We start from the raw sequence: 25176 nt of genomic DNA, 5'->3' as shown, positions 1-25176 counted from the left end.
GACACCCCCGCGAGAACGGGCCAGGCCCGAGCCCTCTGGCTAGGCGGCGACGCGGGCGTGCGCGTCGGCGAGCAGCTCGACCGAGCGGAGTCGGGCCGACGTGGCGAGCGACGAGTGCGCGACGATGACCTCGTCCGCGTCGGCACTGCGGGCGAACTCGGCGACGTAGTCGGCCACCTCCTCGCCGGTGCCGACGCCGGTGAAGGTCGTCATGCTCGCGACGTGCGCTCCGACCGGGGTGCGGAGCAGGTGGTCGAGCTCGTCGTCGCCGAAGGTGCGGTCGACCGTGATCTGGCCGCTCTGGCGCAGCAGCATCAGCAGGCGGGCCCGCTTGACGTCCGCCAGCTGCTGGTGCGCCTCGTCGGAGTCGTCCGACGCGATGGCGTTGACCCCGGCGATCACGTACGGGGCGTCGAGCTGGGTGGACGGCTGGAACTCGCGGCGGTAGATCGCGACGGCGTCGTGCAGCATGTCGGGGGCGAAGTGCGACGCGAAGGCGAAGGGCAGGCCGAGGGCCGCGGCGAGCTGGGCGCCGAAGGTGGACGAGCCGAGGATGTACAGGGGCACGTTCGTGCCGGCACCGGGTGTCGCGCTGACGCCGGGGATGCGCGACTGGCCGGCGAGGAACGCCTGCAGCTCGACGACGTCCTGCGGGAACCGCTCCGACGAAGCCGGGTCACGCCGCAGGGCGCGGAACGTCGCCTGGTCGCTGCCGGGGGCACGGCCGAGACCCAGGTCGATGCGCCCCGGGTGCAGGGTCTCGAGGGTGCCGAACTGCTCGGCGATCGTCAGCGGCGAGTGGTTCGGCAGCATCACGCCGCCCGAGCCGAGCCGGATGGTGGACGTCTGGCTCGCCACGTGGGCGATCAGCACCGACGTGGCGCTCGACGCGATCGTCGCCATGTTGTGGTGCTCGGCGTACCAGACGCGTCGGTACCCGCTCTTCTCGGCCTGCTGCGCGAGGGCGACCGACGCCGCGAAGCTGTCGCGCGCCGTCTCTCCGGGTGCGATGGGGGCGAGGTCCAGGATCGAGAGGGGAACGGTCATGGGGACTGCAACCACGGAGGCGCGGGTGGTGTTCCCGGAGCTACGCCAGGCCCCGGATCGCCGAGAGCGGGTGGACCGACATCGCGCGCCTCGTCGGGACGACGGAGGAGGCGGCCCCGCCGTCCCTCGGGACCGCACGGACCGCCTCCTCGGCTGGCTCTGCTGGCTGCTACAGGCCGCGCGCCAGGCGGTGGTAGGCCGCGTTCCAGCGCACCTCGCGCGTGAACTCGCGCATCGTCGTGTGCTCGTCGATGATCAGCAGCTCGGTCTCGAGGATGCGCGCGAGGTCCTCGAAGGCCTCGAGGCCCACAGAGGTCGACATCACGGTGTGGTGGGCGGCACCTGCCGTGAGCCACGCCTCGGCCGAGACGGCGAACGAGGGGCGGGGCTCCCACACGGCACGGCCGACGGGCAGGTTCGGCAGGTCGGCGTCCGGCTCGACCACGTCGACGACGTTGACCGTGAGGCGGAACCGGTCGCGCACGTCGCTCATCGCGACGACGACTGCCTCGCCGGGGTCGGCCGTGAAGACCAGGCGCACCGGGTCGTCCTTGCCGCCGATGCCGAGCTCGTGCACCTCGAGGGAGGCGCGGGCCGAGCTCAGCGACGGGCTGACCTCGAGCATGTGGGCGCCGAGGATCTTCTCGGCGCCGGGCACGAGGTGGTAGGTGTAGTCCTCCATCAAGGAGGCGCCTCCCGGCAGGCCTGCGCCCATCACGGCGGCGGCGCGCACCAGCACCGCGGTCTTCCAGTCGCCCTCGGCTCCGAAGCCGTAGCCCTCGGCCATCAGGCGCTGCACTGCGAGCCCCGGGAGCTGCTTCAGCGCGCCCAGGTCCTCGAAGTTGGTGGTGAAGGCGCCGAAGCCGCCCGCCTCGAGGAACGAGCGCAGGCCGATCTCGATCGCGGCGCCGTCGCGCAGCGACTGGTGGCGCTCGCCCCCGGCGCGCAGCTCGGGGACGACGTCGTAGTCGCGCTCGTACAGGGCGACGAGGTCGTCGACCGCGGTCTCGGGGGCCGCGGCCACCGCCTCCGCCAGCTCGTTGACGCCCCACGTGTTGACCTGCACGCCGAACGCGAGCTCGGCCTCGGTCTTGTCGCCCTCGGTGACGGCGACGAAGCGCATGTTGTCACCGAAGCGGGCGAGCTTCAGCGAGCGCATGGCGGCGGCGCCGGCAGCGGCACGCATCCAGGTGCCGACCTGCTGCTGCACGCGAGGGTCGCTGACGTGTCCGACGACGGTCTTGCGCGGGGCGCCGAGGCGCGTCTGGACGTAGCCGAACTCGCGGTCGCCGTGCGCGGCCTGGTTCAGGTTCATGAAGTCGAAGTCGATCTCGGCCCAGGGCAGCTCGACGTTCGCCTGCGTGTGCAGGTGCAGCAGCGGCTTGCGGAGGGCGTCGATGCCGCCGATCCACATCTTGGCCGGGCTGAACGTGTGCATCCAGGCGGTGACGCCGATGACGGAGTCGTCGAGGTTGGCCTCGAGCATCGTGCGCTTGATCGTCTCGGCGTCGGTGAGCACGGGCTTCCAGACCAGCTCGACGGGCACGCCCGAGGCTTCGGCCAGCTCGTCGGCGATCGCCTTCGACTGCTCGGCGACCTGACGCAGGGTCTCCTCGCCGTAGAGGCCCTGGCTGCCGGTGAGGAACCAGACCTGCTTCGACGCGAGGAACGCCTGGGGGTCGACGAGGTGCGAGGGGGCAGAGGAGGTGCTGGTGGTGTCGTTGCTCATGCGAGTGCTCCTGAGGGCTTCTGGCCGTAGACGTTCTGGTAGCGGTCGAAGAGAGCGTCGATGCTCTCCTGCGGGATGGGGAGGGGCTCGCCGAGCTGGCGGCTGAGGTGGATCGTGCGCGCGACGTCCTCCGTCATGACGGCGGCCTTGACGGCGTCGCGGGCGTCCTTGCCGATCGTGAAGACGCCGTGGTTCTGCATCAGCACGGCACGGCTGCGGTGGCCCTCGAGGGTGCCGACGATGCCCTCGCCGATCGACTCGTCGCCGATGATGGCGAACGGGCCGATCGGGATCTCGCCGCCGAACTCGTCGGCCATCGCCGTGATGACGCAGGGGATCGACTCGCCGCGGGCCGCCCAGGCTGTCGCGTAGGTGGAGTGCGTGTGCACGACTCCCCCGACCTTCGGCATGTGGCGGTAGACGTAGGCGTGCGCTGCAGTGTCGCTCGACGGGCTGCGCTCGCTGCCGGGGCTGCCCTCGACGACGCTGCCGTCGAGGTGGCACAAGATCTGGTTCTCGGGCGTCAGGTCGTCGTAGTCGACGCCGCTCGGCTTGATCACGAACAGGTTCGTACCGGGCACGCGCTGCGAGACGTTGCCGCCGGTCCAGACCACGAGGCCGTAGCGGGTCAGCTCGGCGTGCAGGTCGCAGACGGCGCGGCGCGTCTCGTCGATGGCGGTCTCGGTGGCGCGGTCGATGAAGCTCACGCGGTCACCTCCGAGGCGACGCCGGAGGCGGCAGCCGCGTCGGCAGCAGACGAGCCGCCGGAGGCGGCGGGCGCCTCGGGCTCGGCGACCGGTGCGTGCGAGCCGCCCCGCGCCTCCCTGCTGATCGCCTTGAGGCGGTGCATCACGTCGTTGCCGCCGCGGCCGAACCAGTCGTGCAGCAGCAGGTACTCGGCGTAGAGGGCGTCGTACGCGTCGGCGGCGGCCGGGTCCGGCGTGTAGGAGGCGCGGTCCAGGCTGCCCATCGCGTCGCTGGCCACGCGGGTGTCCGGGTAGGCACCTGCGGCGACGGCGGCGTGGATCGCGGAGCCGAGGGCCGGGCCCTGCTCGCTGCGGATCGTCGAGATCGGCATGCGCAGCACGTCGCTGTAGGTCTGCATCAGGTGTCGGTTCTTGAGCAGGCCGCCGGCGGCGATGAACTCGGTGACGGGGACGCCGGAGTCGTTGAAGGCCTCGACGATGCGTCGCGTGCCGAAGGCCGTGGCCTCGAGCAGCGCTCGGTAGCCGTCCTCGGGGGCCGTGCCGAGCGTCTGCCCGACGATCACGCCGCTCAGCTCGTGGTCGACGAGCACCGAGCGGTTGCCGCTGTGCCAGTCGAGCGCGACGAGGCCGTGGGCGCCGACCGGCTGCTCGTAGGCGAGGTCGGTCAGGTGCTGGTGGACGCTCTTGCCGGCAGCCTCCGCCGCGTCGACCGCCGACTGCGGCACCTGGTTGCGGACGTACCAGGCGAAGATGTCGCCGACGCCCGACTGGCCGGCCTCGTAGCCGTAGAAGCCCTCGGTGATGCCGCCGTCGACGACGCCGCACATGCCGGGGACCTCGGCCAGCTCGGCGCCGTTCATGACGTGGCAGGTGCTCGTGCCCATGATCGCGACCATCTGGCCGGGCTGCGTGGCCTTGGCGGCCGGGGCAGTGACGTGCGCGTCGACGTTGCCGACCGCGACGGCGATGCCCTCGGGCAGGCCGGTCCAGCCGGCCGCCTCCGCTGTCAGCGTGCCGGCGGCGTCGCCGAGCGCGCCGATCTCGTGCACGACCTTCGTCTCGGCGAAGTCGGCGAAGTCGGGGTTGAGCGCGGCGAGGAAGTCGCTGCTCGGGTACTCGCCGTCCTGCAGGATGCCCTTGTAGCCGGCCGTGCAGGCGTTGCGGACGTAGCGCCCGCTGAGCTGCCAGACGATCCAGTCGGCGGCCTCGACCCAGTGCTCGGTGGCCGCGTAGACCTCGGGGTCCTCCTCGAGCAGCTGCAGCCCCTTCGCGAACTCCCACTCGCTCGAGATGAGCCCGCCGTAGCGGGGCAGCCAGGTCTCGCCGCGCTCGCGAGCCAGCTCGTTGATGCGGTCGGCCTGGCCCTGCGCGGCGTGGTGACGCCACAGCTTGACGTAGGCGTGGGGGCGGTCGGCGAACTGCTCGAGCTCGTTGAGGGGGGTGCCGTCGGCGGTCGTCGGAACCATCGTGCAGGCGGTGAAGTCGGTGCCGATGCCGATCACCGAGGCCGGGTCGACGCCGGACGCGGCCAGGGCCTCCGGCACGGCGTTCTTCAGCACGTCGACGTAGTCGCTGGGCACCTGCAGGGCCCAGTCGGCCGGCAGTCGCGCCCCGCCGACGGGCAGCGTGCGGTCGACGACGGCGTGCGAGTAGTCGTGGGTGGCGGTGCCGAGCTCGGCCCCGTCGGACACGCGGACGACGACCGCCCGCCCGCTCAGGGTGCCGAAGTCGACGCCGACGACGTGTGCGTCGGGCGCGGCGGTGGTGTCTGCCATGGAACGTCCTTGTCCTGGTGGTGCGAGCCCCGGAGGGGCGGGTCTGGTGGTCTGCCCACGCGAAAGTGAGCGCTCACATTCTCACACGCCGCGGGTGGTGCGTGCAACGCGGCCGGTGCCGGGAGAGCAGCGCGACGAGGCCGGCGCAGAGCCGGCAGACGGCCGGTGGAGGATCAGGTCAGCCCCGGCTCAGGACCGGGGCGCCGCCGTCGAGCGCCGCACGACGAGCTCGGGCAGCACCGCGTCGACGGGCTCGTCGTCCCCGGCGAGCACTGCCTCGACCGTGTCCATGATGCGGCGGCCGAGCGCCTCGAAGTCCTGGCGCACGGTCGTCAGCGGAGGCAGGAAGTGCGCCGCCTCCGGCACGTCGTCGAAGCCGACGATGCTCACGTCCCGGGGCACCTCGAGGCCGGCGTCGCAGAACGCGTGCACCGCGCCGAGCGCCATCTGGTCGTTCGCGCAGAAGACCGCCGTGACGTCGCGCCGTCCGGCCAGCTCGAGGCCGAGGCGGTGCCCGGAGGCGGGGGTCCAGTCGCCCCGCAGCAGCGGCCCCGTCTCGAGGCCGAGCCGCTCGCAGGCGTCGCGCCAGCCCCGCTCGCGATCACGACCGTCCATCCACGCCTCGGGCCCGGCCACGTGGGCGACGGATCGGTGCCCCAGGGAGGCGAGGTGCTCGACGGCGAGCTCGGCACCCGCTGCCTGGTCGATCGAGACGGCGTGGTGGCCGTCCTCGGCGACGCTGTCGGCGGTGACCAGCGGCACCGCCACCCGGGACGAGCGCAGCACGTCCAGGGCCTGCGCGTCGGGCGCGATGAGCACGATGGCCGCGACGGCCTGGCCGACGAACGCGTCGACGGCCTGCTGGACGGCGCGGGTGTCGTCGCCGTCGAGGGTGGCCATCGACACCTGGTAGCCGGCTCGGCGCGCAGCACCGTTGAAGCCGTGCATCGTGCTCGACGGCCCGTAGAAGGGGAACCCGGTGCTGATCAGCCCGATCGACCGGGTCTTGCGGCTGGCGAGGGCCCGCGCGGTCAGGCTCGGGCGGTAGCTCAGCTTCTCGACGGCCGCGTCGACCTTGGCCTTCGTCACCGGGCGCACGGTGGGGTCGCCGTTGACGACGCGCGACACCGTCTGGTGCGAGACGCCGGCCTCGGCCGCGACGTCGAAGAGGGTTGCCACTGTCTGATCCTAAAGGTCGTTCGGTTTCCGATCCCGGGCCGGCTGGCTCGCCGGCCGGCTCCGGGCCTCGTCGAGGACTCAGGCACGAGCGTCGGCGACGCCCCGGGACGACGGAGGCGCGGCCCCCCTCGGACCGCGCCTCCTGGATCGTCGACCGACCGACCGGCCGACGAGTCTCGTCGAGCTGAGCTGCTGCTGCCGTTGCTGCTGCCAGCTCGCTCGCTCCCTGCTACTTGCCGCTGGAGCCGGCGCGACGCTTGTTGAAGACGTCGAACGCGACCGCGGCGAGCAGCACGAGCCCCTTGATGAGGGACTGGTACTCGCTGCCGACGCCGAGGATCGACATGCCGTTGTTCAGGATCCCGATGATCAGGCCTCCGACGATGGCGCCGGTGACCGTGCCGATGCCGCCCGTGACTGCCGCGCCGCCGATGAAGACGGCGGCGATGGCGTCGAGCTCGAACCCGTTGCCGGCGCTGCCGCTGGCGAGGTTCAGCTGGCCGGTGAAGACCAGGCCGGCGAGGGCGGAGATGACGCCCATGTTGACGAACAGCAGGAAGGTGACGCGCTTCGTCTTGATGCCCGACAGCTCGGCGGCGTGCAGGTTGCCGCCGATGGCGTAGACGTGGCGGCCGAAGACCGAGTTCTTCATGACCGTCGAGTACACGACCACTAGCACGGCGAGGACGACGAGGACGATCGGGGTGCCCGAGTAGCTGGCGAGGAGGAACCCGATGTACATGACGAGGCCGACGGTGAAGACCATCTTCGTGACGAACCACAGGAACGGCTCGTCCTCGAGCTGGTACTTGCGACGGGTGGCGCGGCCGCGGAGGCCCGTGCCGATCAGGGCCACCGCGGCGATCGCGCCGAGCACGAGCGTCAGCGGCTCGTAGCCGGTCGAGCCGAACGCCGGGAGGAAGCCGGAGCCGATGTCACGGAAGCCCTGCGGGAACGGCGAGATCTGCTGCGTCTGCAGGGCGATCTGAGCCGCGCCGCGGAAGGCGAGCATGCCCGCCAGGGTGACGATGAAGGCCGGGATGCCGAAGTAGGCGATCCAGAAGCCCTGCCAGGCGCCGACCAGGCCGCCGAGCACGAGGCAGAGGACGACCGCGACGGGCCAGGGCAGGCCCCACTGGGTGATCATGACGCCGGCCATGGCGCCCGTGAAGGCGACGATCGAGCCGACCGAGAGGTCGATGTGGCCCGCGATGATGACCATCACCATGCCGATGGCGAGGATCAGGATGTAGCTGTTCTGCACCACCAGGTTCGACACGTTGATCGGCGCCAGCGTGATGCCGTTCGTCGTGATCTGGAAGAACAGCACGATGACGATCAGCGCGATGAAGAGGCCGATCTGGCGCAGCTGCCCGCCGAGGTACGAGACCGCACCGACGAGGGGGTTGCCGCCGGAGCCGCTCTGCGGCTGACGGGAGGTGGGCGACCCGCCCGTGGGCTTCGGGTCGGTGGCCTGGGTGGGGCTAGGCGCGCTCATTGACGGGGCTCTCTCGTTCGAGGGTCATGTACTTCAGGAGGAACTCGGGGGTCGCCTCGGCCACCGGCACGTCGGCCGTGATGCGCCCCTCCGAGAGGGTGTAGATGCGGTCGCAGATGCCGAGCAGCTCAGGCAGCTCGCTCGAGATGACGATCACGCCCTTGCCCGCGTCTGCGAGCTGGTTGATGATCGTGTAGATCTCGTACTTCGCGCCGACGTCGATGCCGCGGGTCGGCTCGTCGAGGATCAGCACGTCGGGGTCGGTGTACATCCACTTCGACAGCACGACCTTCTGCTGGTTGCCGCCGGAGAGCTTGCCCGTCAGGGCCGACACGTTCGGCGCCTTGATGTTCATGCTCTTGCGGTAGCCCTCGGCGACCGTGCTCTCTTCCGAGCTGTTCACGAAGCCGGCCTTCGCCAGCTTGCGGAGCGCGGAGCCGGACACGTTGCGGGTGATGTCGTCGATCAGGTTGAGGCCGTACTTCTTGCGATCTTCAGTGGCGTACGCGATGCCGGCGTCGATGGCCTTGCTGACCGTGCCGGTGTCGATCTTCTCGCCGCGCTTGTAGACGGTGCCCGAGATGCCCGTGCCGTAGCTCTTGCCGAAGACGCTCATCGCGAGCTCGGTGCGGCCGGCGCCCATCAGGCCCGCGATGCCGACGATCTCGCCGGCTGCCACGCTGAGGTTCGCCTGGTGGATGATCTCGCGGCTCGAGTCGAGGGGGTGGTGGACGGTCCAGTCCTCGATGCGGAGCAGCTCCTCGCCGATCGTCGACTCGTGCGACGGGTACCGGCTCTCGAGGTCGCGGCCGACCATGCCCTTGATGATCCGGTCTTCCGTGACCTCGCCCGCGTGCATGTCGAGCGTCTCGATCGTCTTGCCGTCACGGATGATCGTGACCTTGTCGGCGATCGACTTGATCTCGTTCAGCTTGTGGCTGATGATGATCGACGTGATCCCCTGCCCCTGCAGGCTCTTGATCAGGTCGAGCAGGTGGGCGGAGTCGTCGTCGTTCAGGGCGGCGGTCGGCTCGTCGAGGATGAGCAGCTTCACGCGCTTCGACAGCGCCTTCGCGATCTCGACCAGCTGCTGCTTGCCGACCCCGATGTCGGTCACCTTGGTGACGGGGTTGTCGCGCAGGCCGACGCGGGCCAGCAGGCCGGCGGCGTCGAGGTTCGTCTTGTTCCAGTCGATGAAGCCGCCCTTGGACTGCTCGTTGCCGAGGAAGATGTTCTCGGCGATCGACAGGAACGGGCTGAGCGCCAGTTCCTGGTGGATGATGACGACGCCTGCGGCCTCGGAGTCGTTGATGTTCTTGAAGTCGACGGGCTGGCCGTCGAGCAGGATCTGGCCGTCGAACGAGCCCGACGGGTAGACCCCCGACAGCACCTTCATCAGCGTCGACTTGCCGGCGCCGTTCTCGCCGCAGATCGCGTGGACCTGGCCGCGCTCGACCTCCAGCGTGACGTCCTGCAGGGCCTTGACGCCGGGGAACGTCTTCGTGATGTCGCGCATCTCGAGGATCGTGTTCGCCACGTGTTCCTTCTTTCGTGCATGGGGTGGGGCGGAGCTGTGGGGCGCAGGAGGTGCGGAGCGGGTGCACCGCACCTCCTGCGCCCCGGGGAGGGGGGACCTACTTGAGGTCGGCCTCGGTGTAGTAGCCGCTGTCGATCAGGACCTCTTTGTAGTTGTCCTTGGTGACGGTGACGGGCTGGAACAGGTAGGTCGGGACGACCTTGACCTTGTTGTCGTACGTCTTGTCGTCGTTCGTCTCGGGCGTCTTGCCGTTGAGGATGTCGTCGGCCATCACGACGGACTGGTCAGCGAGCTGACGGGTGTCCTTGTAGATGGTCGAGTACTGCTGGCCGGCGATGATCGACTTGACCGAGGCGGCCTCGGCGTCCTGGCCGGTGACGATCGGGAGAGCGTCGTCCGAGTAGCCGGCACCCTCGAGCGCCGAGATGATGCCGATCGAGATGCCGTCGTAGGGCGAGAGCACGCCGTCGAGATTGGTGCCGCCCGAGTAGGTCGACGCGACCAGGTTCTGCATGCGGGCCTTGGCGGTCGCGGGGTCCCACTGCTGCGTGGCGGCCTGCGTGAACTGGTCCTGGCCGGAGCCGATCGTCAGCGAGCCGTCCTCGATGTAGGGCTTGAGGGTGTCCATCGCGCCGTTGAAGAAGAACTGCGCGTTGTTGTCGTCGGGGCTGCCGGCGAAGACCTCGATGGTCTTGGGGTCGGCGCCGTCGACCTTCTTGCCGTCGGCGTCGGCGAGGCCGAGGCCCGTCAGCAGGCTGGTGCCCTGGTCGACGCCCACCTTGTAGTTGTCGAACGAGACGTAGTAGTCGACGTTCTCGTTGCCGGTGAGGAGGCGGTCGTACGAGATGACCTTGATGCCGGCCTTGGCAGCCGAGTCGAGCTGGTCGCTGAGCGAGCCGCCGTCGATCGAGGCGACGATCAGGACCTTGGCGCCCTTGGTGATCATGTTGCTGACCTGCTGGACCTGCTGCGGGATCTTGTTGTCGGCGTACTCGAGGTCGACCTTGTAGCCCTTCTTCTCGAGGGCGCTCTTGACGGCGTCGCCGTCCTTGATCCAGCGCTCGGAGACCTTGGTGGGCATCGCGACGCCGACGAGGGCGCCCGAGTTGTCTCCACCGCTGTCGCCGCTGCCGCTGTCGGCGCCGCGGCCGCCGCCGCCGGCGCAGCCGGCGAGGGAGATGGCGAGACCGGCGGCGACGATGCCGACGATGAGCTTCTTGTTCTTCACGGGGATTCCTTCGTGTCCGTGTCATCTGGACGGCGTCGTCGATGACGGATGGTGTGCTGCGTGGGTGGTGCAGGGATCGGCGGGGCCGGGCGGCGGGACGTCGCGGGACCGGGCCGGGAGCGGCGGGTCGCGACCGGGGTCGCGTCGAGCCGGCCGGCGCACGGGGAGGTGCGCCGGAGCAGAGGGGCCTAGGCGGGTGCGGAGCCGCGGAGGGCCGAGGAGGCGGGGGCGGCCTGGCAGGGAGCCGAGGCGGCAGGTGCGGTGCGAGCGGTGCGGTTCACAGGTGACCTCTTCGTCAGGTGGTGTGTCGCTGGTGCGCGGGAAGGTGCGAGGGGGTGTGGCTGGCGGAGCTGGCGGGGGATCATGCCCCGCCGGTACGTCGTCGGTGCGGCTGCTGTGCCGACCCTGTGACGCGGATGTGACCGTTTCATGTGAGCGCTCACATCTGTGGTCCGGGGCAACTATGAGGCAGGCCGAGACCGATGTCAAGTCGCGCACTCGGGGGCCAGGGTTCACACGCCGGATACACGCCGTTCACGGGCCTGAGCGGAACGCGGGGCACTATGTGCGCATGATCACCGTCACGGCCACCGTCCACACCGCGCACGACAGCGCCGGGTTGTTCTGGTTGTCGCGGCGGCTCCTGGCCGAGCACACGACGGCACGGGTCGACGAGGGCCAGTACCTCGTGCAGCTCGCCGACGCGGGGACGGTGCTGCTGACCGAGCTGCCCGAGATGCTGCGCTTCGACGTCGTGGTGCGCGACGAGCTCGCCGCACGCCGCACTCGCCGCGCGCTCGACGGCGTCCTCGCCCGCTGGTCGCTCGGCGCCGTCTCGGCGGTCACCTGGCAGGCCGAGCGCCTCGGCGCGGAGCCGATCGGCGCGTAGCGCTGCCCAGGCGGGGCAGGGCATGGCGGGACCCGGCCTGCTCGGCCGGGGCGCGCCTCCTGCGGGGTCGGGGTCAGGCGGTCGAGGTCAGGCGGTCGGGGCGATCGCGGCGATGGTCCACGACGCGGTGTGCGACTCCCCCGGTGCGAGGCGGACGAGGTCGACGCCGCTCGTGAAGGCGTCGGGCGGGCAGGTCATCGGCTCGACGGCGAGGCCGAGGCGGTCGAGCTCGGGCTCGGGCCGGTCGCCCGTGTGCACCTGCACCCAGGGCAGCTCGGAGACGGCCCACGACATCGCGACGCCGCCGCCGCCGGGCGCGACGACCTCGACCGTGGCGCGTCCCTCGGCGTCGGCACCGATCTCGGTGAAGGCGTGGTCGACGAACAGGTCGCCGACGGCACGGGCCTCGCGGAAGTCGAAGCCGTCACGCTCGGTGACGCCGTGCACGCCGGTCGGCACGAGGCGATCGTCGGTGACCTCGAGGTAGCTCGCCGCGGGGAGCAGCAGCGACCAGTCGTCGACGCGGCCCTCGCCGGCGACGAGGTACGGGTGCGGGGCGACGCCGTAGGGAGCCGTGCCCTGCCCGACGTTCGTCGCCGTGACGGTGGTGACGAGGCCGGCGTCGCCGAGCTCGTAGGTCGCGCGGAGCTCGAGCCGGTAGGGGTAGCCGTCGCTCGGGGCGAGCTGGGTCACGAAGGAGGCGCGGTGCGAGTCGGTCTCGTCGGCCGCGTCGACCGTCCAGTCCGCCCACTGCACCAGCCCGTGCAGGGCGTGGCCCCGCTCGACCTCGTTGACGGGCAGCTGACGCTCGACCCCGTCGTCGTCCCACGAGCCGTCGACGACGCGGTTCGGCCACGGGGCGAGCAGCGCGCCGCGGTAGAGCGGACGGACCTCGTCGAGGCCGAAGGGGACGACGAGGTGACGACCGTCGTGCGTGAGCGAGCGGAGCGTCGCCCCGACGCCGGCGATGTCGGCCCGGTAGGGGCCGTGCTCGAGCACGGTCGGGACTCCGCTGACGGGGACCGAGCTGACGGGGACGGAGCCGACCGGGACGGACGTGGCGGCTGGCGTGGTGGTGGTCTCAGGCACGGGCTGTTCCTCCGAAGACGAGGTGGTCGAGGTGGGCGTTGCGGAAGCGCCCGTCGGGGTCGACTGCCGTGGCGTGGGCCGCGAAGTCGTCCAGTCGAGGGTAGCGACGACGCAGCACCCCGTGGTCGAGGCCGGCCACCTTGCCCCAGTGAGGGCGCGCGTCGAACGGTGCCAGCGCCTCCTCGACGCTCGGCAGGACCGCGAGCACCGCCTCCGTGTCGCGGCGCCAGGTGAAGTGGAACGCGATGCTGTCGCGGCCGCCGCTCGGGCTGAGCCAGGCGTCGTCGGCGGCGATGCTGCGGATCTCGCTGACGAAGATCACGTCGGCCAGGCTCTCGCCGAGGGCACGGAGCGCCTCGACGGCGGCGGGCGCGTGCTCGGCGGGGACGAGGTACTCGCTCTGGATCTCCTCGCCCGCGCTCGGGGTGAACTCGGCGCGGAAGTGCGGCAGCCGGTCGAGCCACGGGCCGGGCACGCCGAGCTGCGGGGTGACCGCGTCCGCCGCCGTGTCCGGCAGCATGTGCACGGCCTCGGAGGCGGGGCGGGCCCCCAGCGCGACGAGGTCGAGCGGCGTCGCGAGGGGTGCGTCGCCGACGCGCGCCTTCGCCCAGACCTGCCCCACGACGTCGCCGGTGTACCGCGTGAAGAGGCTGACGCTGTAGGCGTGCGCCATCAGCGCGCCGAGGTTCTCGAGGGCCGCAGCCCAGGGCAGGTCGTGGTGCACGGTCTGCACGACGTCGAAGGTCGGCACCGTGTCGAGCACCAGCGCGGTGACGACGCCGAGGGCGCCGAGGCCGACGACGGAGGCGCCGAACGCGTCGTCCCCACGACGGACGACGTCGAGCGACCCGTCGGCCCGCACGATCTCGACCGCGGCGACGCTCGCGGAGAGCGCGGGGTTGCGCACGCCCGACCCGTGGGTGCCGGTCTGCACGGCGCCGGCCACGCTGATGTGCGGCAGCGAGGCGAGGTTCGGCAGGGCGCGGCCATGGGCCTGCAGCTCGCGGGCGAGGACGGCGTGCGTCGTGCCGGCCCCGACGCGGACGGTGCCTGCGGCCTGGTCGAGCTCGATCGGCAGCCCGAGGCCCTCCGTCGAGACGAGCACCCCGTCGGTGTCGGCCACCCTGTTGAACGAGTGCCGCGAGCCGATCGCCTTCACCCGACGGCTGGACGCGACCACGTCGCGCAGCTCGTCGACCGAGGCGGGGGTGCGGAGGTCGGTCGTCGTGTACTCGACGTTCTCGGCCCAGTTGTGCATGAGACTCCTTCGACTCGGTGGCGGCGTCCAGTCTAGTGAGCGCTCACTCCGCGGGGCCGCGTCGGGCGGGCGCGGCGCTGCGTCGACGATTCAGGTGGCGGCGGCGTCGGGCGACAGGCGGCAGGACAGCGCGGCCCGGCGTCGACGACAGCACCTGATCCGTCGACGCGACTCCACCTCGGCGGCCCGTGTCCCCCTCACTGGGGACCGACGACCCCCCGGACCGGGGCCGCGTCCCCCGTTGTCCCCCGGGCCAGGACGCGGTTCGCTGGGTACAGGCCCCGGGAGACCGCCGCCGACCGACCACGACCAGGGGAACACCACGATGGACTCGACCGCACACGGCACCGACGCCGTCCGCGCCTCCGCTCCGCAGCAGCTCCGCGACGACCGCGGCGTCCGCCCCGAGCGGGTCGTCCGACTGCGCCGCGCCCCCTCGTTCTTCCTCACCTGGCTCGACGTGCCGAACGACGGCAGCGACCCTGCCCTGCCGCTCGGCGCCTGCCTCGTGCTCCGCCGCGTCGGCGGCCAGACGCCGCGCGACGTCGTCGTCGAGCTGCCCGGCGGAGTCGCCCGCCGCACCGACGCGCTCCGTCTCCGCTCGGCGATGGGCGTCGCGACGCCGACCGAGATCGGCGCCCTCGCCGCCCTCGGCACCGTCTTCGTCGAGTGGACCTCGTCCGACGGCGTCCGCCGCACCACCTGGCTGCGCGTGCCGTCCGTGCCGGCGCGTTACCGCGTCCGCCGCGCCGCGTAGCTCCCGGCCGACCCGGTCCGCGCGGCCTGACCTCAGCGCCGGTACGCCGCAGCCGGGTGCGTCGACGGGAGCCGCGGCCCGCCGCCCGTGTACCGCTCGCGCAGCGTCTCGCCCGGCACGTACGCCTCGCGCACGCGCCCGCGGCGCCGCAGCTCGGGCACGACCAGCTCGACGAAGTCGCGCAGCGTGTCGTACGAGTGGTACTGCCGCAGGTTGATCCCGTCGATGCCCTCCTCGTCGAGCCAGCGCTCGATCTCGTCGGCGACGACCGTCGGCGTCCCGGCGACGAAGAACGCGCCGCCCCAGGCCTCGTCCACGCTCGCGATCAGCTCGCCGACCGTGATGTCCAGAGGCAAGGAGGCGGCACCGGGGTGGTCGAGGCGCCCCTCGGCCACGAGGGCCTCGCGGACGGTCGTCGCGGGGTCGTGCGACGGCGCGTCGAACGGGACGCTGCGGTGCACGAGCGCGCCCTGCTCGCTGGCGAACGACCGGTAGAGGGCCAGCTTCTCGGCCACCGCCTCCTCGGTCTCTGCCGTGATCACGCCGGCCTGGACGATGAAGCGGACGTCGTCCGCGGCTCGGCCCGCCTCGACCGCGGCGGCGCGGGTGGCCTCGGCGACGCGAGCCACCGCGCGCCCGCCGGTGAAGACGACCTCGGCGTTGCGGGCGGCCTGCTCGACGCCCGTCGGGGACGCCGTCGCGAGGAACAGCACGGGGGTGCGCTGCGGGGACGGCTCGCTGAGGTGCGGGCCGACGACCTTGTAGAAGCGGCCGTCGTGGTCGATCGTGTGCACCTTCGACGGGTCGGTGTACACGCCGGAGCCTGGCGCGAGACCGTCGGCGGTCGGGTCGGCGACGACGGCGTCGTCCTCCCACGAGCCTTCCCAGAGCTTGTAGAGCACGTCCAGGTACTCGGCCGCCCTGGCGTAGCGCTCCTCCTTCGGGATCTGGTCGTCGAGCCCGAAGTTGCGCGCGGCCGAGGGCAGGTACGAGGTCACGACGTTCCAGCCGACACGGCCGCCGGTCAGGTGGTCGAGGGTCGACATGCGGCGCGCGAAGGCGAACGGCGGCTCGTAGCTCGTCGACGCCGTGACGCCGAAGCCGAGGTGCTCGGTCACCGCGGCCATCGCGGGCACGACGAGCATCGGGTCGTTCGCGGGCGCCTGGATGCCCTCGAGCAGGGCCGGCGCCGGGCTGTCGCGGTAGACGTCGTAGGTGCCGAGCACGTCGGCCAGGAACACTGCGTCGAAACCGCCCTGCTCGGCGAGGCGCGCGAGCTCGGTCCAGTACCGGATGTCCGTGTACTCACGGCGGTGGTTGCCGGGCAGCCGCCAGAGGCCGTGCGTGATGTGGCCGACGCAGTTCATCTCGAAGAGGTTGAGGATCAGCTTCTTCTTGTGGGCCGTCTCGGCGGCGGCGGTCTCGGGCGTCGGGGCGGTCTCGTCGGTCACCGGGTCGACCCTGCCACAGGCGGGAGGCGCCGGCCGAGCCCGATGACTCCCCGCGTCGCGTGGTACCGCGGTACCAGCACGACGGCACCGTGCTCCGACGACGGGGGCCGAGGCGCTCCTTAGCGTCGTGGACATGATCGAAGCCAGCCACCTCACCAAGCGCCACGGCGCCTCCCTCGCCGTCGACGACGTCTCGTTCACGATCGCGCCGGGCACCGTCACCGGGTTCCTCGGGCCGAACGGCGCCGGCAAGTCGACGACTATGCGCATGATCGTCGGCCTCGACCGGCCGACCTCCGGCACGGTCACCGTCGACGGCCGTCGCTACGCCGACAGCCCTGCACCGCTGCAGGAGGTGGGGGTCCTCCTCGACGCCGGGGCCGTCCACCCGGGACGCACGGCCCGCGACCACCTCCGCACCGTCGCCCGGACGCACGGGATCCCCGACCGACGGGTCGACGAGGTCATCGGCCTGACCGGCCTCGAGTCGGTCGCCCGTCGCCGCGCCGGCACGTTCTCGCTCGGCATGGGACAGCGTCTCGGCATCGCCACCGCCCTGCTCGGCGACCCCCACACGCTCGTGCTCGACGAGCCCGTCAACGGGCTCGACCCCGAGGGCGTCATCTGGGTGCGGCAGCTCTGCCGGTCGCTCGCCGCCGAGGGCCGCGCCGTGCTGCTCTCGAGCCACCTGATGAGCGAGATGGCACAGACCGCCGACCGCCTCGTCGTCCTCGGCCGCGGCCGCGTGATCGCCGACGCGTCGGTGGCCGACGTGCTCGCCGGCCAGGGAGGCGGCAAGGTCGCCGTCAGGACCGACTCTGCCGAGCATCTCGAGACCCTGCTGCGCCCGCTCGGAGGCACGGTGACGCACCTCACGGCCGACCGGCTCGAGGTCGCCGGGCTCACCGCCGAGCAGATCGCCAGGGCCGCCGCGCCCGCTGGCGTGCTGCTGTTCGAGCTGACGCCCGCGCAGACGTCGCTCGAGGACGCGTTCTTCGGCCTGACCGACGACTCGGTCGAGTACCGGTCCGGGTCGAGGTCTCAGGTGTGATCGGCGGGGGCGCCTGCTGGATATGCGTCGCCCCGTCCTCGTGACCGGCGCCTCCTGAGTCGTCGACCGGCGCCCGGCCCGCTGCTCCCGACCGCCGCCGCACGGGCCTGCTCCTCCTCCTCCTGCTCCCCTTCCTCCCCTTCCTCCCCTTCCTCCTCGTGTTCGTCCTCCCCCTCCTTCCTCGACCATCCCTCCCGATCGGAGACACCTCGTGACCACCACTGCCGCACCCCTGCTCAGCCCGCTCGACCGGGCACCGCGCCTGACCTTCGCCCGCGTCGCCTGGTCGGAGCGGACCAAGCTGACGAGCGTGCGCTCGACCTGGCTGATCGCCGCCCTGACGGTGGTCCTCTCCGCCGCGGCGAGCGCCGCCGTCGCCCTCACCGACGCCTCCGACCCCGCCGGAGCGCTGGCCGGCGGGGCCGCGACCACCCTCCGCACGATGGCGCCGGCGACGACCGTCGGCGAGCTGTTCGTCGCCGTGCTGGTGGTGCTCTTCGTCACCCAGGAGTTCGCCACGGGCCAGAAGCGGACCACCTACTCGGCCGTGCCGCGGCGGCTGCCCGTGCTCGCGGCGAAGACCCTCGTGGCGGCAGGGGCCGCCGTCGTGCTCTCGGTGGCATCGTCGGTCGCGGCGTGGGCCGCGTCGAGCGCGGTGCTGGCGAGCACGGGCCTGCGGACCTCGCTCGTGGACCCTGCCGTGCTCCAGGCCGTCGGCGCGGCGGCGGCGTGGCTGGCCGTGCTCAGCGTCTTCACGGTGATGGTCGCGACCCTCGTCCGGAGCTCGGCCGGCGCGATCGCCATCGTCCTCGGGGTGCTGCTCGTGCTGCCCGTCGCGGTGATCCTGCTGACCACCGGCCAGGGCGTCGACTGGTCCGTGCTGCTCCTCACGTACGCTGAGACGACCATGAGCCAGCTCTTCTCGGGCACCGAGCCCGTCGCCGACCTGGGCCGCGACCTGGGCGCGCTCGCCGCCTGGCTCGTCGTGCCGGCCGCGGCCGCGGCGTGGGCGACCGCACGACGCGACGTCTGAGATGGCCGCGCGACGCGCCTCGACGTCCGGGTCGGCCCCGAGGCCGCCCCGCGCCGGGGTCGGAGGAGCCCCCGCCGGCGGCGTGCCGGACGGGGACTCCGACGCGGGTCCGCCGCGGCCTCCGGGCGTGATCCGACGACGCATCGCGGAGCACCCGGTGGCCGCCGACGTCGTGCTCGCCCTCACGGCGGCCGCCGTGGCGTTCATCAGCGGCACCGCCAAGATCGACACGTGGGTCGTCGTGCTGCCTGCCCCGTGGCCCTGGTACGCGCTCTGGGCGGTCTCCTACGCGAGCCTCCTGCTGCGCCGAAGGGCGCCCGTCGTCGTGACGGCCGTCGCTCTGGTCTGCCTCGTCGCGCAGAACGCCCTCGACACGGTCAGCCTCCCGTGGGCGCTGCTGATCGGGCTCTACTCGGTGGCGGTCCGACGCGGGGCGCGGTGGGCCTGGGTCTGTTCGGCAGCCGTCGTGGGGTCGCTCGCCCTCGCGGGGACGGTCGTCCCGAACGTCGAGTCGCCGCTGGTGGCGGGCTTCGGCATCGTCGTGGTCGTGCTCGTCGGGCTCAACGTGCGCAGCCGGCGTCAGTACCTCGCCGCGCTCATCGACCGGGCCGCGCAGCTCGAACGCGACCGGGACCAGGAGGCGCGCCTCGCCGCCGGCGCGGAGCGCGCGCGGATCGCCCGCGAGCTGCACGACGTCGTCGCCCACGGCATGTCCGTGATGATCAGCCTCTCCGACGGGGCCGACGCCGTCGCCGAGGTCGACCCGGCGCGCAGCCGCGACGCCGTGAGGCAGATCGGCGTCGTCGGACGGGAGGCCCTGGCCGACATGCGTCGCCTGCTCGGCGTGCTGCACGACGGCGACGACGACGCGGCGCTCGCACCGCAGCCGGGGCTCGACGGGCTCGACGACCTCGTCGAGACCTACCGCTCGGCCGGCCTCCCCGTCTCGCTCACCCGGGTGGGCGAGCTCCCCGCGGCTCCGGCACTGCAGGTGGTCCTGTACCGGACCGTGCAGGAGGGGCTGACGAACGCCCTGCGGTACGCCGAGCGTCCCGCGCGGGTCGCGGTCGTCCTGCAGGGCGCCGACGGTCGCGGCAGGGTCGCCGTCGAGATCGTCGACGACGGCGCCGGCACCGTGCCCGCCGCCTCGGTCGGGACGGAGCGCGGGCTCGTGGGCCTCAGGGAGCGCGCCGCACTGTACGGGGGCAGCCTCGAGGCCGGGCCGCGCGCCGAGCTGGGCGGGCGGGGCTGGCGCCTCCGGCTCGTCCTGCAGGGCCACGGAGACGCAGACCAGACGCCGGAGGAGGCATCGTGACCGACATCACCGTCATGCTCGTCGACGACCAGGACCTGCTGCGCGCCGGCATGGCGATGGTGCTCGGCGCACAGCCCGACCTCCGGATCGTGGGCGAGGCCGCCGACGGACTGGCCGCGGTCGAGCGCGACGCGGAGCTGCGGCCCGACGTCGTCCTGATGGACGTGCGGATGCCGGGGCTCGACGGCATCGGGGCCACGCACCGCATCGTCGCGGCTCGCCCGGAGGCGCGCGTGCTCGTGCTGACGACGTTCGACCTCGACGAGTACGCCTTCGGCGGCCTCAACGCCGGCGCCAGCGGGTTCCTGCTCAAGGACGCTCCTCCCGCCGAGCTCGTCGCCGCGATCCGGACCGTGGCCGCGGGCGACGCCATCGTCTCGCCTCGGGTGACCCGCGCGATGCTCGACCTCTACCGGGGGCGGCTGCCCGACCGTGCTGGCGTGCACCGCGCCTCCTCGCTCGACCTGCTGTCCGAGCGCGAGCACGAGGTGCTCGTCGCGATCGGACGCGGCCTCAGCAACTCGGAGATCGCCGGGGAGCTGTTCCTCTCGGAGTCGACCGTCAAGACGCACGTCGGACGAGTGCTGGCGAAGCTCGACGTGCGCGACAGGGTGCACGCGGTGATCTTCGCCTACGAGAACGGGCTCGCCGGGGGCTGACACCGGAGCGGCACCGTGGCGGAGGCGGCCGGGCCGCGTCCCGGCGCCGGGCCACGTCCCGGCGCTGGGCCACGTCGCGGGGCCGGGCCACGTCGAGCACTCAGGTGGCGACGCTGCAGGCGCCGCCCTGCCGCGGGTGAGCGACGTCGCTGCTGCCGGGCGCCTGAGTCCTCGACGCGGCAGTCGCTGCGCGGTCCCGCAGAGCGCGGAGAGGTACCGCTCAGCAGCTGCCGGCCAGCGGCAGCGGCGGCCAGCGGCAGCCGTCCGCCAGCGGCTACCTGCCCTGACGCCCGCCGCGCCCGCCCCGCACCGCTGGCCCGGCATTTACCGAGCCCGTGCGGACGCCCTGCACGGTGGCGATCGACGCCGTCACGACGGACACGGACGACGTGATGGTGCGGAGGCTCGACGTCGACAGGGTCGACTGCGCGTGCCCCGAGACCGGGAAGCCGCGGCGGCCGAGGACGACGACCACGAGGCTCGCCCCGACGACGACGGCAGCGACGAACGGCAGCGCGCCGAGGCCCAGCCCGGCCGTGCCGAACACCTGCGCGCCGAGGGCGGCCCCGCCGGCGATGCCGACGTTCGAGCCTGCGTTGACGAGGGCTCCGGCGATGTCGGGGCTGACGCCTCCTGTGCGGATCGCCGCGGCCATGAAGAGGGTGCCGGTGGTGCCGTTGGCCGCGACCCAGAGGCCGGCGACCACGAAGGTGCCCACGAGGGAGCCGTGCACGAGGGGCAGCGCGGCGAGCGCCAGCGCCATGACGGCCACGGCCGCGATCAGCGTCTGCCGCGGCGCCCGGTCGACGAAGGCCCCTGCGGTCAGCAGCCCCACGATGCCCGTCACCCCGAGCACGAGGAGCGCCGGCGCGACCGCGTCGTCGCCGAGGCCTGCGGTGACGAGGTAGGGGCCGACGTAGGTGTACACGACGTAGTGACCGGCGAAGAGGAGGAGGTCGGCGACGACGACCGCGAGCAGGCCGGAGCGGGCCCAGGCCGCGACGGATCCGAGGTGCGGGTACGACTCGCCGCGGACGGCCGGCAGGAACGCCAGCGCCACGACGGCGAGCACGGCGGAGGCGACGGCCACCGCGAAGACCGCCGAGCGCCAGCCGAGGTGGTCGCCGACCGTCGTCGCGACGGGCACCCCCAGCACGAAGCCGAGCGAGCTGCCCGAGTAGACGAACGCGATCGCGCGACCTGCGAGGCGGGGCGGCACGATGCGGGTGGCGTACGCGGAGGCGACGGAGAAGAACAGCGCGTGCGCGATGCCGCCGACGACGCGTCCGACGCAGACCATCTCGAAGTTCGGCGCGAGCGCGACGATCAGGTTCGACGCGGTGTAGCCGCCCAGGGTCGCGACGAGGACGGCCTTCCGCGGCACACGCGCCGTGGCCCACGTCAGCGGCAGCGCCAGCAGGGCGACCGCGAGGGCGTAGACCGTGATGACGACGCCCATGCGGGACTCGGTGACCCCGAGGTCCTCGCTCATCGTGGACAGCAGGCCGACGGGCATCAGCTCGGTGGTGATCGCGAAGAACGTGGCCAGCCCGAGCACCGCGATCCCGACGATCGCCGAGGGCGTGAGCACGTGCGGCGTGCCGTCGTGGCCGTGCGTCGGACGGGGGCCAGGGGTGTCGATGCCGCTGACCCGCATCGAGCCCGTGTAGGTGGAGGTCGGGGTCGGGTCGGGGCGCTCGGGGGCGAGGACGACGCTGCCGGTGCGGGTGTCGGTGTTGTCGCTGCGGGTGCTGGTGCTGCTGCTCATGCGGGTGTCGTCGTCGGGACGCGAGGAGTTCTGGGGCACGGTCGGGCCTTCCGGGACGGGCCGGCCGAGCGCGCACGACGAGCTGCTCGTCGAGGGGCCGCCCTGCCGACAGGACCCGGGTCGATGACGCGGGCTGTGTCGGGAGGCGGAGCGCGCTCGTCGCGGCGGAGGGGCGGGCGTTCGGGGATGGGCCACTCCACGACGAGGGCGTCCTCCCAGTGTGACACGGCCCCCCGCCCTCTCCGCAAGATCCAGAACGACATTCGGTTTTGCAGCCGGTGCGGCCGTGTGGGCGCCCTTCGGTCTCGCCGTCGCGCGGCGGCGCCGTCAGGAGGGGCGGCGTGCGGCCAGCGCCGCCTCCAGCAGATCGGTGAGCACGGTGCCGCGCGACCCCGCGTCCTCCGGGTGCCACTGCACGCACCAGACGGGCGCCTCCTCGTGCTCGACCGCCTCGATCGTGCCGTCGTCGGCGCGGGCGACGACCCGGAGGCCCGTGCCGACGCGTCCGACGGCCTGGTGGTGGGAGCTGCGCACGTCGAGCTCCGTCGCGCCGAGCGCCTTCGCCAGCTCGCTGCCGGGCTCGACGAGCACGCGGTGGTCGACCATGCTGTCGGCCGTGTCGCCGCCGACGTGTCCGCCGTCGTGGAGGTGCTGCACGAGGTCGCCGCCGAGGGCGACGTTCACGAGCTGCATGCCTCGGCAGATGCCCACGAGCGGCGTGCGGTCGTCGACGGCTCGGCGGACGATCGCGACCTGGGCCCGGTCTGCTGCCGGGAACGTCTGGCCGAGGTGCGGCTCGCTCAGGTCGCCGCCGTAGAAGGACGGGTCGACGTCCTCTCCCCCGGTGACGACGACCGCGTCGGCTGCCGCCAGCCGCTCGTCGAGCTCGGCCCGGGGCGTCTGCGCCGCGGGCACCCGGTCGACGACGAAGCCGACGGCCGTCGCCGCCGCGACGACGCTGGCCGTGAGGCGCTGCAGCTCGGCCTCGAAGGCAGGATCGTCGCGACCGCCGTCGGCGACGTCGACGACGAGCAGGACGGGGCGCGGGGCAGGTTCACGTCGAGGACTCAGGTCGGACATGTCGCCATCGTGCCAGCAGCCTGCCGACGGGGACGCGCGCGACGCGCACGCCTGAGTCCTCGACGGGTCGATCGAGCCCGGCCCGCGCACACGCCGGGCTACTACCGTCGAGGGCACGCGTGCCGGCCCTGATCCGTGCCGCAGAGAGGGATGTCATGTTCGAAGCGGAGAACCTGCGCGACTGGATCGGCCTGCCGGTCGTCGACCCGGCCGGCGACAAGATCGGGCAGCTCGAGAGCGTCTACTTCGACACGTCGTCGGACAGCCCGTCCTTCGCGACGGTCCAGGCCGGCCTCGTCGGCAAGAAGCTGCTCTTCGTGCCGCTCGACGGCGCGGTCGTCGCGCCGAAGCACGTCAAGGTCCAGTTCGACAAGAAGCTCGTCAAGGACGCCCCGTCCATCGACACCGACGGCGAGCTCGAGGCCTCGCAGGAGGCGGACGTCTTCGCCCACTACGGCCTCCCCTACGCGCTGGGCGCCGGCGGAGAGCGCCGACTCGGCCGCCGCTGACGCGGAGCTGCGAGACACGAGGAGGCGCGGTGCGACAGGCACCGCGCCTCCTGTCGTCGTCGCCTAGGCCAGGACCCCGAGGTGCTCGAGCAGGATGCTCGTGCCGATGACGATCAGGACGACGCCGCCTGCGATCTCGGCCGGCTTGCCGAAGCGGGCCCCGACCCGGTGGCCGACGAGCACGCCGGCGAAGGTGAGCACGGTCGTCGTCACGCCGATCAGCAGCACGGCCCAGCCGATCGAGACCGGCAGGAACGCCAGGGTCACGCCGACTGCTAGCGCGTCGATGCTCGTCGCGACGGCGAGGAGGAGCAGCTCACGGGTCGAGATCCGGTCGACGTCGTCCTCGTCGTCGTCGCCCTTCGTGAACGCCTCCCAGAGCATCTTCGCGCCGATGAGGCTCAGCAGGCCGAAGGCGATCCAGTGGTCGAAGTCGGCGATGTAGCCGGCGAAGGCAGTGCCGAGCAGCCAGCCCGCGAGGGGCATGGCCGCCTGGAAGAGACCGAAGGTCACGGCGATGACCGCTGCCCCGCGCACCGAGAACTGGCGCATGTGCAGGCCCTTGCCGAGGGCGACGGCGAAGGCGTCGGCGGAGACGCCGAGGGCGATGAAGAGGAGGGCCCAGAAGCTCACGACTGGTCCTTTCGGTGGCGGCGACGGCGGGCGTCGTCGCCCCGGAACCTGTCGATCTTGGCATGCCCGAAGCGACTGCCACACCGAGAAAGCCCTGATGAGACAACTTCGGGACGCCGAATTCGGGGTGTCGGGCGACCGCGCGCAGAAGCGGGCGAGACCCAGATGGTCTCGCCCGCCTCCCTGCTGGCCGGTCGCGCCCGTGACGGCGTCCGCACGAGTCGCCTACGCGGCGTCGCTGCGCGTCGCGCCTACGCGGCGTCGCTGCGCGTCGACTCCACGACGGCGGACACGACCTCGGCGAGCTGCGCGACGACCTCGGCGTCGTCCTTGGGGTGCACCTCGGCGAAGCGGACGACCGAGCCGGGGATGGCCAGGGTGACGTCCTCGAGGACCTTCGCGCCGGCGATGCCGAACGACTTCCGGGTCTCGTCCTGCGCCCACACGCCGCCGAACTGGCCGAACGCGCTGCCGATCACGGCGAGGGGCTTGCCCGAGATCTGGCTCTCGCCGTAGGGACGCGACGCCCAGTCGATGGCGTTCTTGAGCACGGCGGGGATGGTGCCGTTGTGCTCGGGCGTGACGACGAGCACGGCGTCGGCAGCGCTGAGCGCGTTGCGGAAGGCGACCGCCGCCTCCGGACGGGCCCCGTCGACGTCGATGTCCTCGTTGTAGAACGGCAGGTGGGCGATGCCGTCGTAGACGCTCAGCGTGACGCCGTCGGGTGCGTTCAGCACCGCCGCCTCGGCGAGCTGCTTGTTGGTGGATCCGCCGCGGAGGCTGCCGACGAGGACGAGGACGGTGGTCATGGGGATCTCCTTGGTGAAGTGGTGCGGGCTGAGCGGGTCAGGTCTGCTGCGGTCTGGTCCGGTGCGGACCGGTTCGGTGCCACACAGATCGGTGACGCGTCATGTACGTGCACGGAGGCAGACCGACAGGAGGCGCGGGATATTCCCGGGACGGCTGCGCGACGCGTCGTGGGCC

General features: G+C 72.4%; 22 protein-coding genes. 7 read left to right on the top strand and 15 right to left on the bottom strand.

Going from position 1 to position 25176, the window contains the following annotated elements; all coding sequences use genetic code 11:
• Nucleotides 1-39: 39 nt before the first annotated feature.
• The 8 genes from JOE35_RS05045 to chvE all read right to left on the bottom strand — a co-directional run bounded on the left by JOE35_RS05045 (nucleotide 40) and on the right by chvE (nucleotide 10700).
• Complete coding sequence (locus tag JOE35_RS05045) at nucleotides 40-1047, bottom strand: LLM class flavin-dependent oxidoreductase (RefSeq protein ID WP_209560162.1); 1008 nt, start codon at nucleotides 1045-1047, stop codon at nucleotides 40-42.
• 169 nt (nucleotides 1048-1216) lie between these two features.
• Nucleotides 1217-2776 (bottom strand): L-arabinose isomerase, encoded by a 1560-nt coding sequence (gene araA / locus JOE35_RS05040; protein ID WP_209560160.1) that lies wholly within the window; start codon nucleotides 2774-2776, stop codon nucleotides 1217-1219.
• On the bottom strand, nucleotides 2773-3483 hold the full coding sequence (locus JOE35_RS05035) for an L-ribulose-5-phosphate 4-epimerase (protein WP_209560158.1): 711 nt from the start codon (nucleotides 3481-3483) through the stop codon (nucleotides 2773-2775). The genes araA and JOE35_RS05035 overlap by 4 nt, the downstream gene beginning before the upstream one ends.
• Complete coding sequence (araB, locus tag JOE35_RS05030) at nucleotides 3480-5258, bottom strand: ribulokinase (protein WP_209560157.1); 1779 nt, start codon at nucleotides 5256-5258, stop codon at nucleotides 3480-3482. The genes JOE35_RS05035 and araB overlap by 4 nt, the downstream gene beginning before the upstream one ends.
• Nucleotides 5259-5447: 189 nt before the next feature.
• The gene (locus tag JOE35_RS05025; protein ID WP_209560155.1) at nucleotides 5448-6437 is read right to left on the bottom strand and encodes a LacI family DNA-binding transcriptional regulator; all 990 of its coding nucleotides are present in this window, start codon (nucleotides 6435-6437) and stop codon (nucleotides 5448-5450) included.
• 229 nt (nucleotides 6438-6666) lie between these two features.
• On the bottom strand, nucleotides 6667-7935 hold the full coding sequence (gene mmsB, locus JOE35_RS05020) for a multiple monosaccharide ABC transporter permease (protein WP_209560152.1): 1269 nt from the start codon (nucleotides 7933-7935) through the stop codon (nucleotides 6667-6669).
• Nucleotides 7922-9472, bottom strand: a complete 1551-nt coding sequence (gene mmsA, locus JOE35_RS05015; RefSeq protein ID WP_209560150.1) for a multiple monosaccharide ABC transporter ATP-binding protein — start codon at nucleotides 9470-9472, stop codon at nucleotides 7922-7924. Before mmsA ends, mmsB begins: the two co-directional genes overlap by 14 nt.
• Before the next feature lie 97 nt (nucleotides 9473-9569).
• On the bottom strand, nucleotides 9570-10700 hold the full coding sequence (chvE, locus tag JOE35_RS05010) for a multiple monosaccharide ABC transporter substrate-binding protein (RefSeq protein WP_209560148.1): 1131 nt from the start codon (nucleotides 10698-10700) through the stop codon (nucleotides 9570-9572).
• A 571-nt stretch (nucleotides 10701-11271) separates the two neighbouring features.
• Here chvE and JOE35_RS05005 point away from each other — a divergent pair.
• The gene (locus JOE35_RS05005) at nucleotides 11272-11589 is read left to right on the top strand and encodes a hypothetical protein (RefSeq protein WP_209560146.1); all 318 of its coding nucleotides are present in this window, start codon (nucleotides 11272-11274) and stop codon (nucleotides 11587-11589) included.
• Nucleotides 11590-11676: 87 nt separating this feature from the next.
• Here JOE35_RS05005 and JOE35_RS05000 read toward each other — a convergent pair whose 3' ends face one another.
• Together JOE35_RS05000 and JOE35_RS04995 are read right to left on the bottom strand one after the other, a co-directional pair.
• A complete protein-coding gene (locus tag JOE35_RS05000) occupies nucleotides 11677-12678 on the bottom strand; it encodes an aldose 1-epimerase family protein (protein ID WP_307802942.1) in 1002 nt (333 codons plus the stop codon).
• On the bottom strand, nucleotides 12671-13936 hold the full coding sequence (locus tag JOE35_RS04995; protein ID WP_209560142.1) for an FAD-binding protein: 1266 nt from the start codon (nucleotides 13934-13936) through the stop codon (nucleotides 12671-12673). The genes JOE35_RS05000 and JOE35_RS04995 overlap by 8 nt, the downstream gene beginning before the upstream one ends.
• Nucleotides 13937-14261: 325 nt before the next feature.
• On the opposite strand from JOE35_RS04995, the gene JOE35_RS04990 reads away from it, so the two are divergent.
• Entirely contained in the window at nucleotides 14262-14693 is a 432-nt protein-coding gene (locus tag JOE35_RS04990) for a hypothetical protein (protein WP_209560141.1), read from the top strand.
• Nucleotides 14694-14725: 32 nt separating this feature from the next.
• On the opposite strand, the gene JOE35_RS04985 is transcribed toward JOE35_RS04990, so the two are convergent.
• Nucleotides 14726-16144 carry an NtaA/DmoA family FMN-dependent monooxygenase gene (locus tag JOE35_RS04985; RefSeq protein WP_307802941.1) on the bottom strand — a complete coding sequence of 473 codons (1419 nt, stop codon included), beginning with the start codon at nucleotides 16142-16144 and terminating at the stop codon, nucleotides 14726-14728.
• Nucleotides 16145-16277: 133 nt separating this feature from the next.
• On the opposite strand from JOE35_RS04985, the gene JOE35_RS04980 reads away from it, so the two are divergent.
• The 4 genes from JOE35_RS04980 (at nucleotide 16278) to JOE35_RS04965 (ending at nucleotide 20202) form a co-directional block, all read left to right on the top strand.
• Nucleotides 16278-17195, top strand: coding sequence for an ABC transporter ATP-binding protein (locus JOE35_RS04980; RefSeq protein WP_209560140.1), 918 nt, complete (start codon nucleotides 16278-16280; stop codon nucleotides 17193-17195).
• A 211-nt stretch (nucleotides 17196-17406) separates the two neighbouring features.
• Complete coding sequence (locus JOE35_RS04975) at nucleotides 17407-18228, top strand: hypothetical protein (protein ID WP_209560139.1); 822 nt, start codon at nucleotides 17407-17409, stop codon at nucleotides 18226-18228.
• Nucleotides 18229-18355: 127 nt separating this feature from the next.
• Nucleotides 18356-19543 (top strand): sensor histidine kinase, encoded by a 1188-nt coding sequence (locus JOE35_RS15820; protein ID WP_209560138.1) that lies wholly within the window; start codon nucleotides 18356-18358, stop codon nucleotides 19541-19543.
• On the top strand, nucleotides 19540-20202 hold the full coding sequence (locus tag JOE35_RS04965) for a response regulator transcription factor (protein WP_307802940.1): 663 nt from the start codon (nucleotides 19540-19542) through the stop codon (nucleotides 20200-20202). The genes JOE35_RS15820 and JOE35_RS04965 overlap by 4 nt, the downstream gene beginning before the upstream one ends.
• A 274-nt stretch (nucleotides 20203-20476) precedes the next feature.
• On the opposite strand, the gene JOE35_RS04960 is transcribed toward JOE35_RS04965, so the two are convergent.
• Together JOE35_RS04960 and JOE35_RS04955 are read right to left on the bottom strand one after the other, a co-directional pair.
• Complete coding sequence (locus JOE35_RS04960) at nucleotides 20477-22009, bottom strand: MFS transporter (protein ID WP_209560136.1); 1533 nt, start codon at nucleotides 22007-22009, stop codon at nucleotides 20477-20479.
• A 288-nt stretch (nucleotides 22010-22297) separates the two neighbouring features.
• Nucleotides 22298-23050 (bottom strand): gamma-glutamyl-gamma-aminobutyrate hydrolase family protein, encoded by a 753-nt coding sequence (locus JOE35_RS04955; protein ID WP_209560135.1) that lies wholly within the window; start codon nucleotides 23048-23050, stop codon nucleotides 22298-22300.
• Between the two features lie 155 nt (nucleotides 23051-23205).
• Between JOE35_RS04955 and JOE35_RS04950 the strand changes: the two genes are divergently transcribed.
• Nucleotides 23206-23559, top strand: coding sequence for a PRC-barrel domain-containing protein (locus tag JOE35_RS04950; RefSeq protein WP_209560134.1), 354 nt, complete (start codon nucleotides 23206-23208; stop codon nucleotides 23557-23559).
• A 63-nt stretch (nucleotides 23560-23622) separates the two neighbouring features.
• Here the strand turns inward: JOE35_RS04950 and JOE35_RS04945 are convergent, their stop codons facing one another.
• On the bottom strand, nucleotides 23623-24192 hold the full coding sequence (locus JOE35_RS04945) for a manganese efflux pump MntP family protein (RefSeq protein WP_209560133.1): 570 nt from the start codon (nucleotides 24190-24192) through the stop codon (nucleotides 23623-23625).
• Between the two features lie 251 nt (nucleotides 24193-24443).
• A complete protein-coding gene (locus tag JOE35_RS04940; protein WP_209560132.1) occupies nucleotides 24444-25001 on the bottom strand; it encodes an NADPH-dependent FMN reductase in 558 nt (185 codons plus the stop codon).
• Nucleotides 25002-25176 lie beyond the last annotated feature (175 nt).

Origin of the sequence: Frigoribacterium sp. PvP032 (genome assembly GCF_017833035.1) — a bacterium.
Classification (GTDB): domain Bacteria; phylum Actinomycetota; class Actinomycetes; order Actinomycetales; family Microbacteriaceae; genus Frigoribacterium.
The sequence above is the reverse complement of the archived record's forward strand: the minus strand, read 5'-3'. Positions and strand labels throughout refer to the sequence as shown.

What these genes read in the sequence shown, in the direction of transcription:
- JOE35_RS05045 (WP_209560162.1), bottom strand. Translation starts at nt 1,047, where the DNA reads ATGACCGTTCCCCTCTCGATCCTGGACCTCGCCCCCATCGCACCCGGA.
- araA (WP_209560160.1), bottom strand. Translation starts at nt 2,776, where the DNA reads ATGAGCAACGACACCACCAGCACCTCCTCTGCCCCCTCGCACCTCGTC.
- araB (WP_209560157.1), bottom strand. Translation starts at nt 5,258, where the DNA reads ATGGCAGACACCACCGCCGCGCCCGACGCACACGTCGTCGGCGTCGAC.
- mmsB (WP_209560152.1), bottom strand. Translation starts at nt 7,935, where the DNA reads ATGAGCGCGCCTAGCCCCACCCAGGCCACCGACCCGAAGCCCACGGGC.
- JOE35_RS05005 (WP_209560146.1), top strand. Translation starts at nt 11,272, where the DNA reads ATGATCACCGTCACGGCCACCGTCCACACCGCGCACGACAGCGCCGGG.
- JOE35_RS04995 (WP_209560142.1), bottom strand. Translation starts at nt 13,936, where the DNA reads ATGCACAACTGGGCCGAGAACGTCGAGTACACGACGACCGACCTCCGC.
- JOE35_RS04990 (WP_209560141.1), top strand. Translation starts at nt 14,262, where the DNA reads ATGGACTCGACCGCACACGGCACCGACGCCGTCCGCGCCTCCGCTCCG.
- JOE35_RS04980 (WP_209560140.1), top strand. Translation starts at nt 16,278, where the DNA reads ATGATCGAAGCCAGCCACCTCACCAAGCGCCACGGCGCCTCCCTCGCC.
- JOE35_RS04955 (WP_209560135.1), bottom strand. Translation starts at nt 23,050, where the DNA reads ATGTCCGACCTGAGTCCTCGACGTGAACCTGCCCCGCGCCCCGTCCTG.
- JOE35_RS04950 (WP_209560134.1), top strand. Translation starts at nt 23,206, where the DNA reads ATGTTCGAAGCGGAGAACCTGCGCGACTGGATCGGCCTGCCGGTCGTC.
- JOE35_RS04940 (WP_209560132.1), bottom strand. Translation starts at nt 25,001, where the DNA reads ATGACCACCGTCCTCGTCCTCGTCGGCAGCCTCCGCGGCGGATCCACC.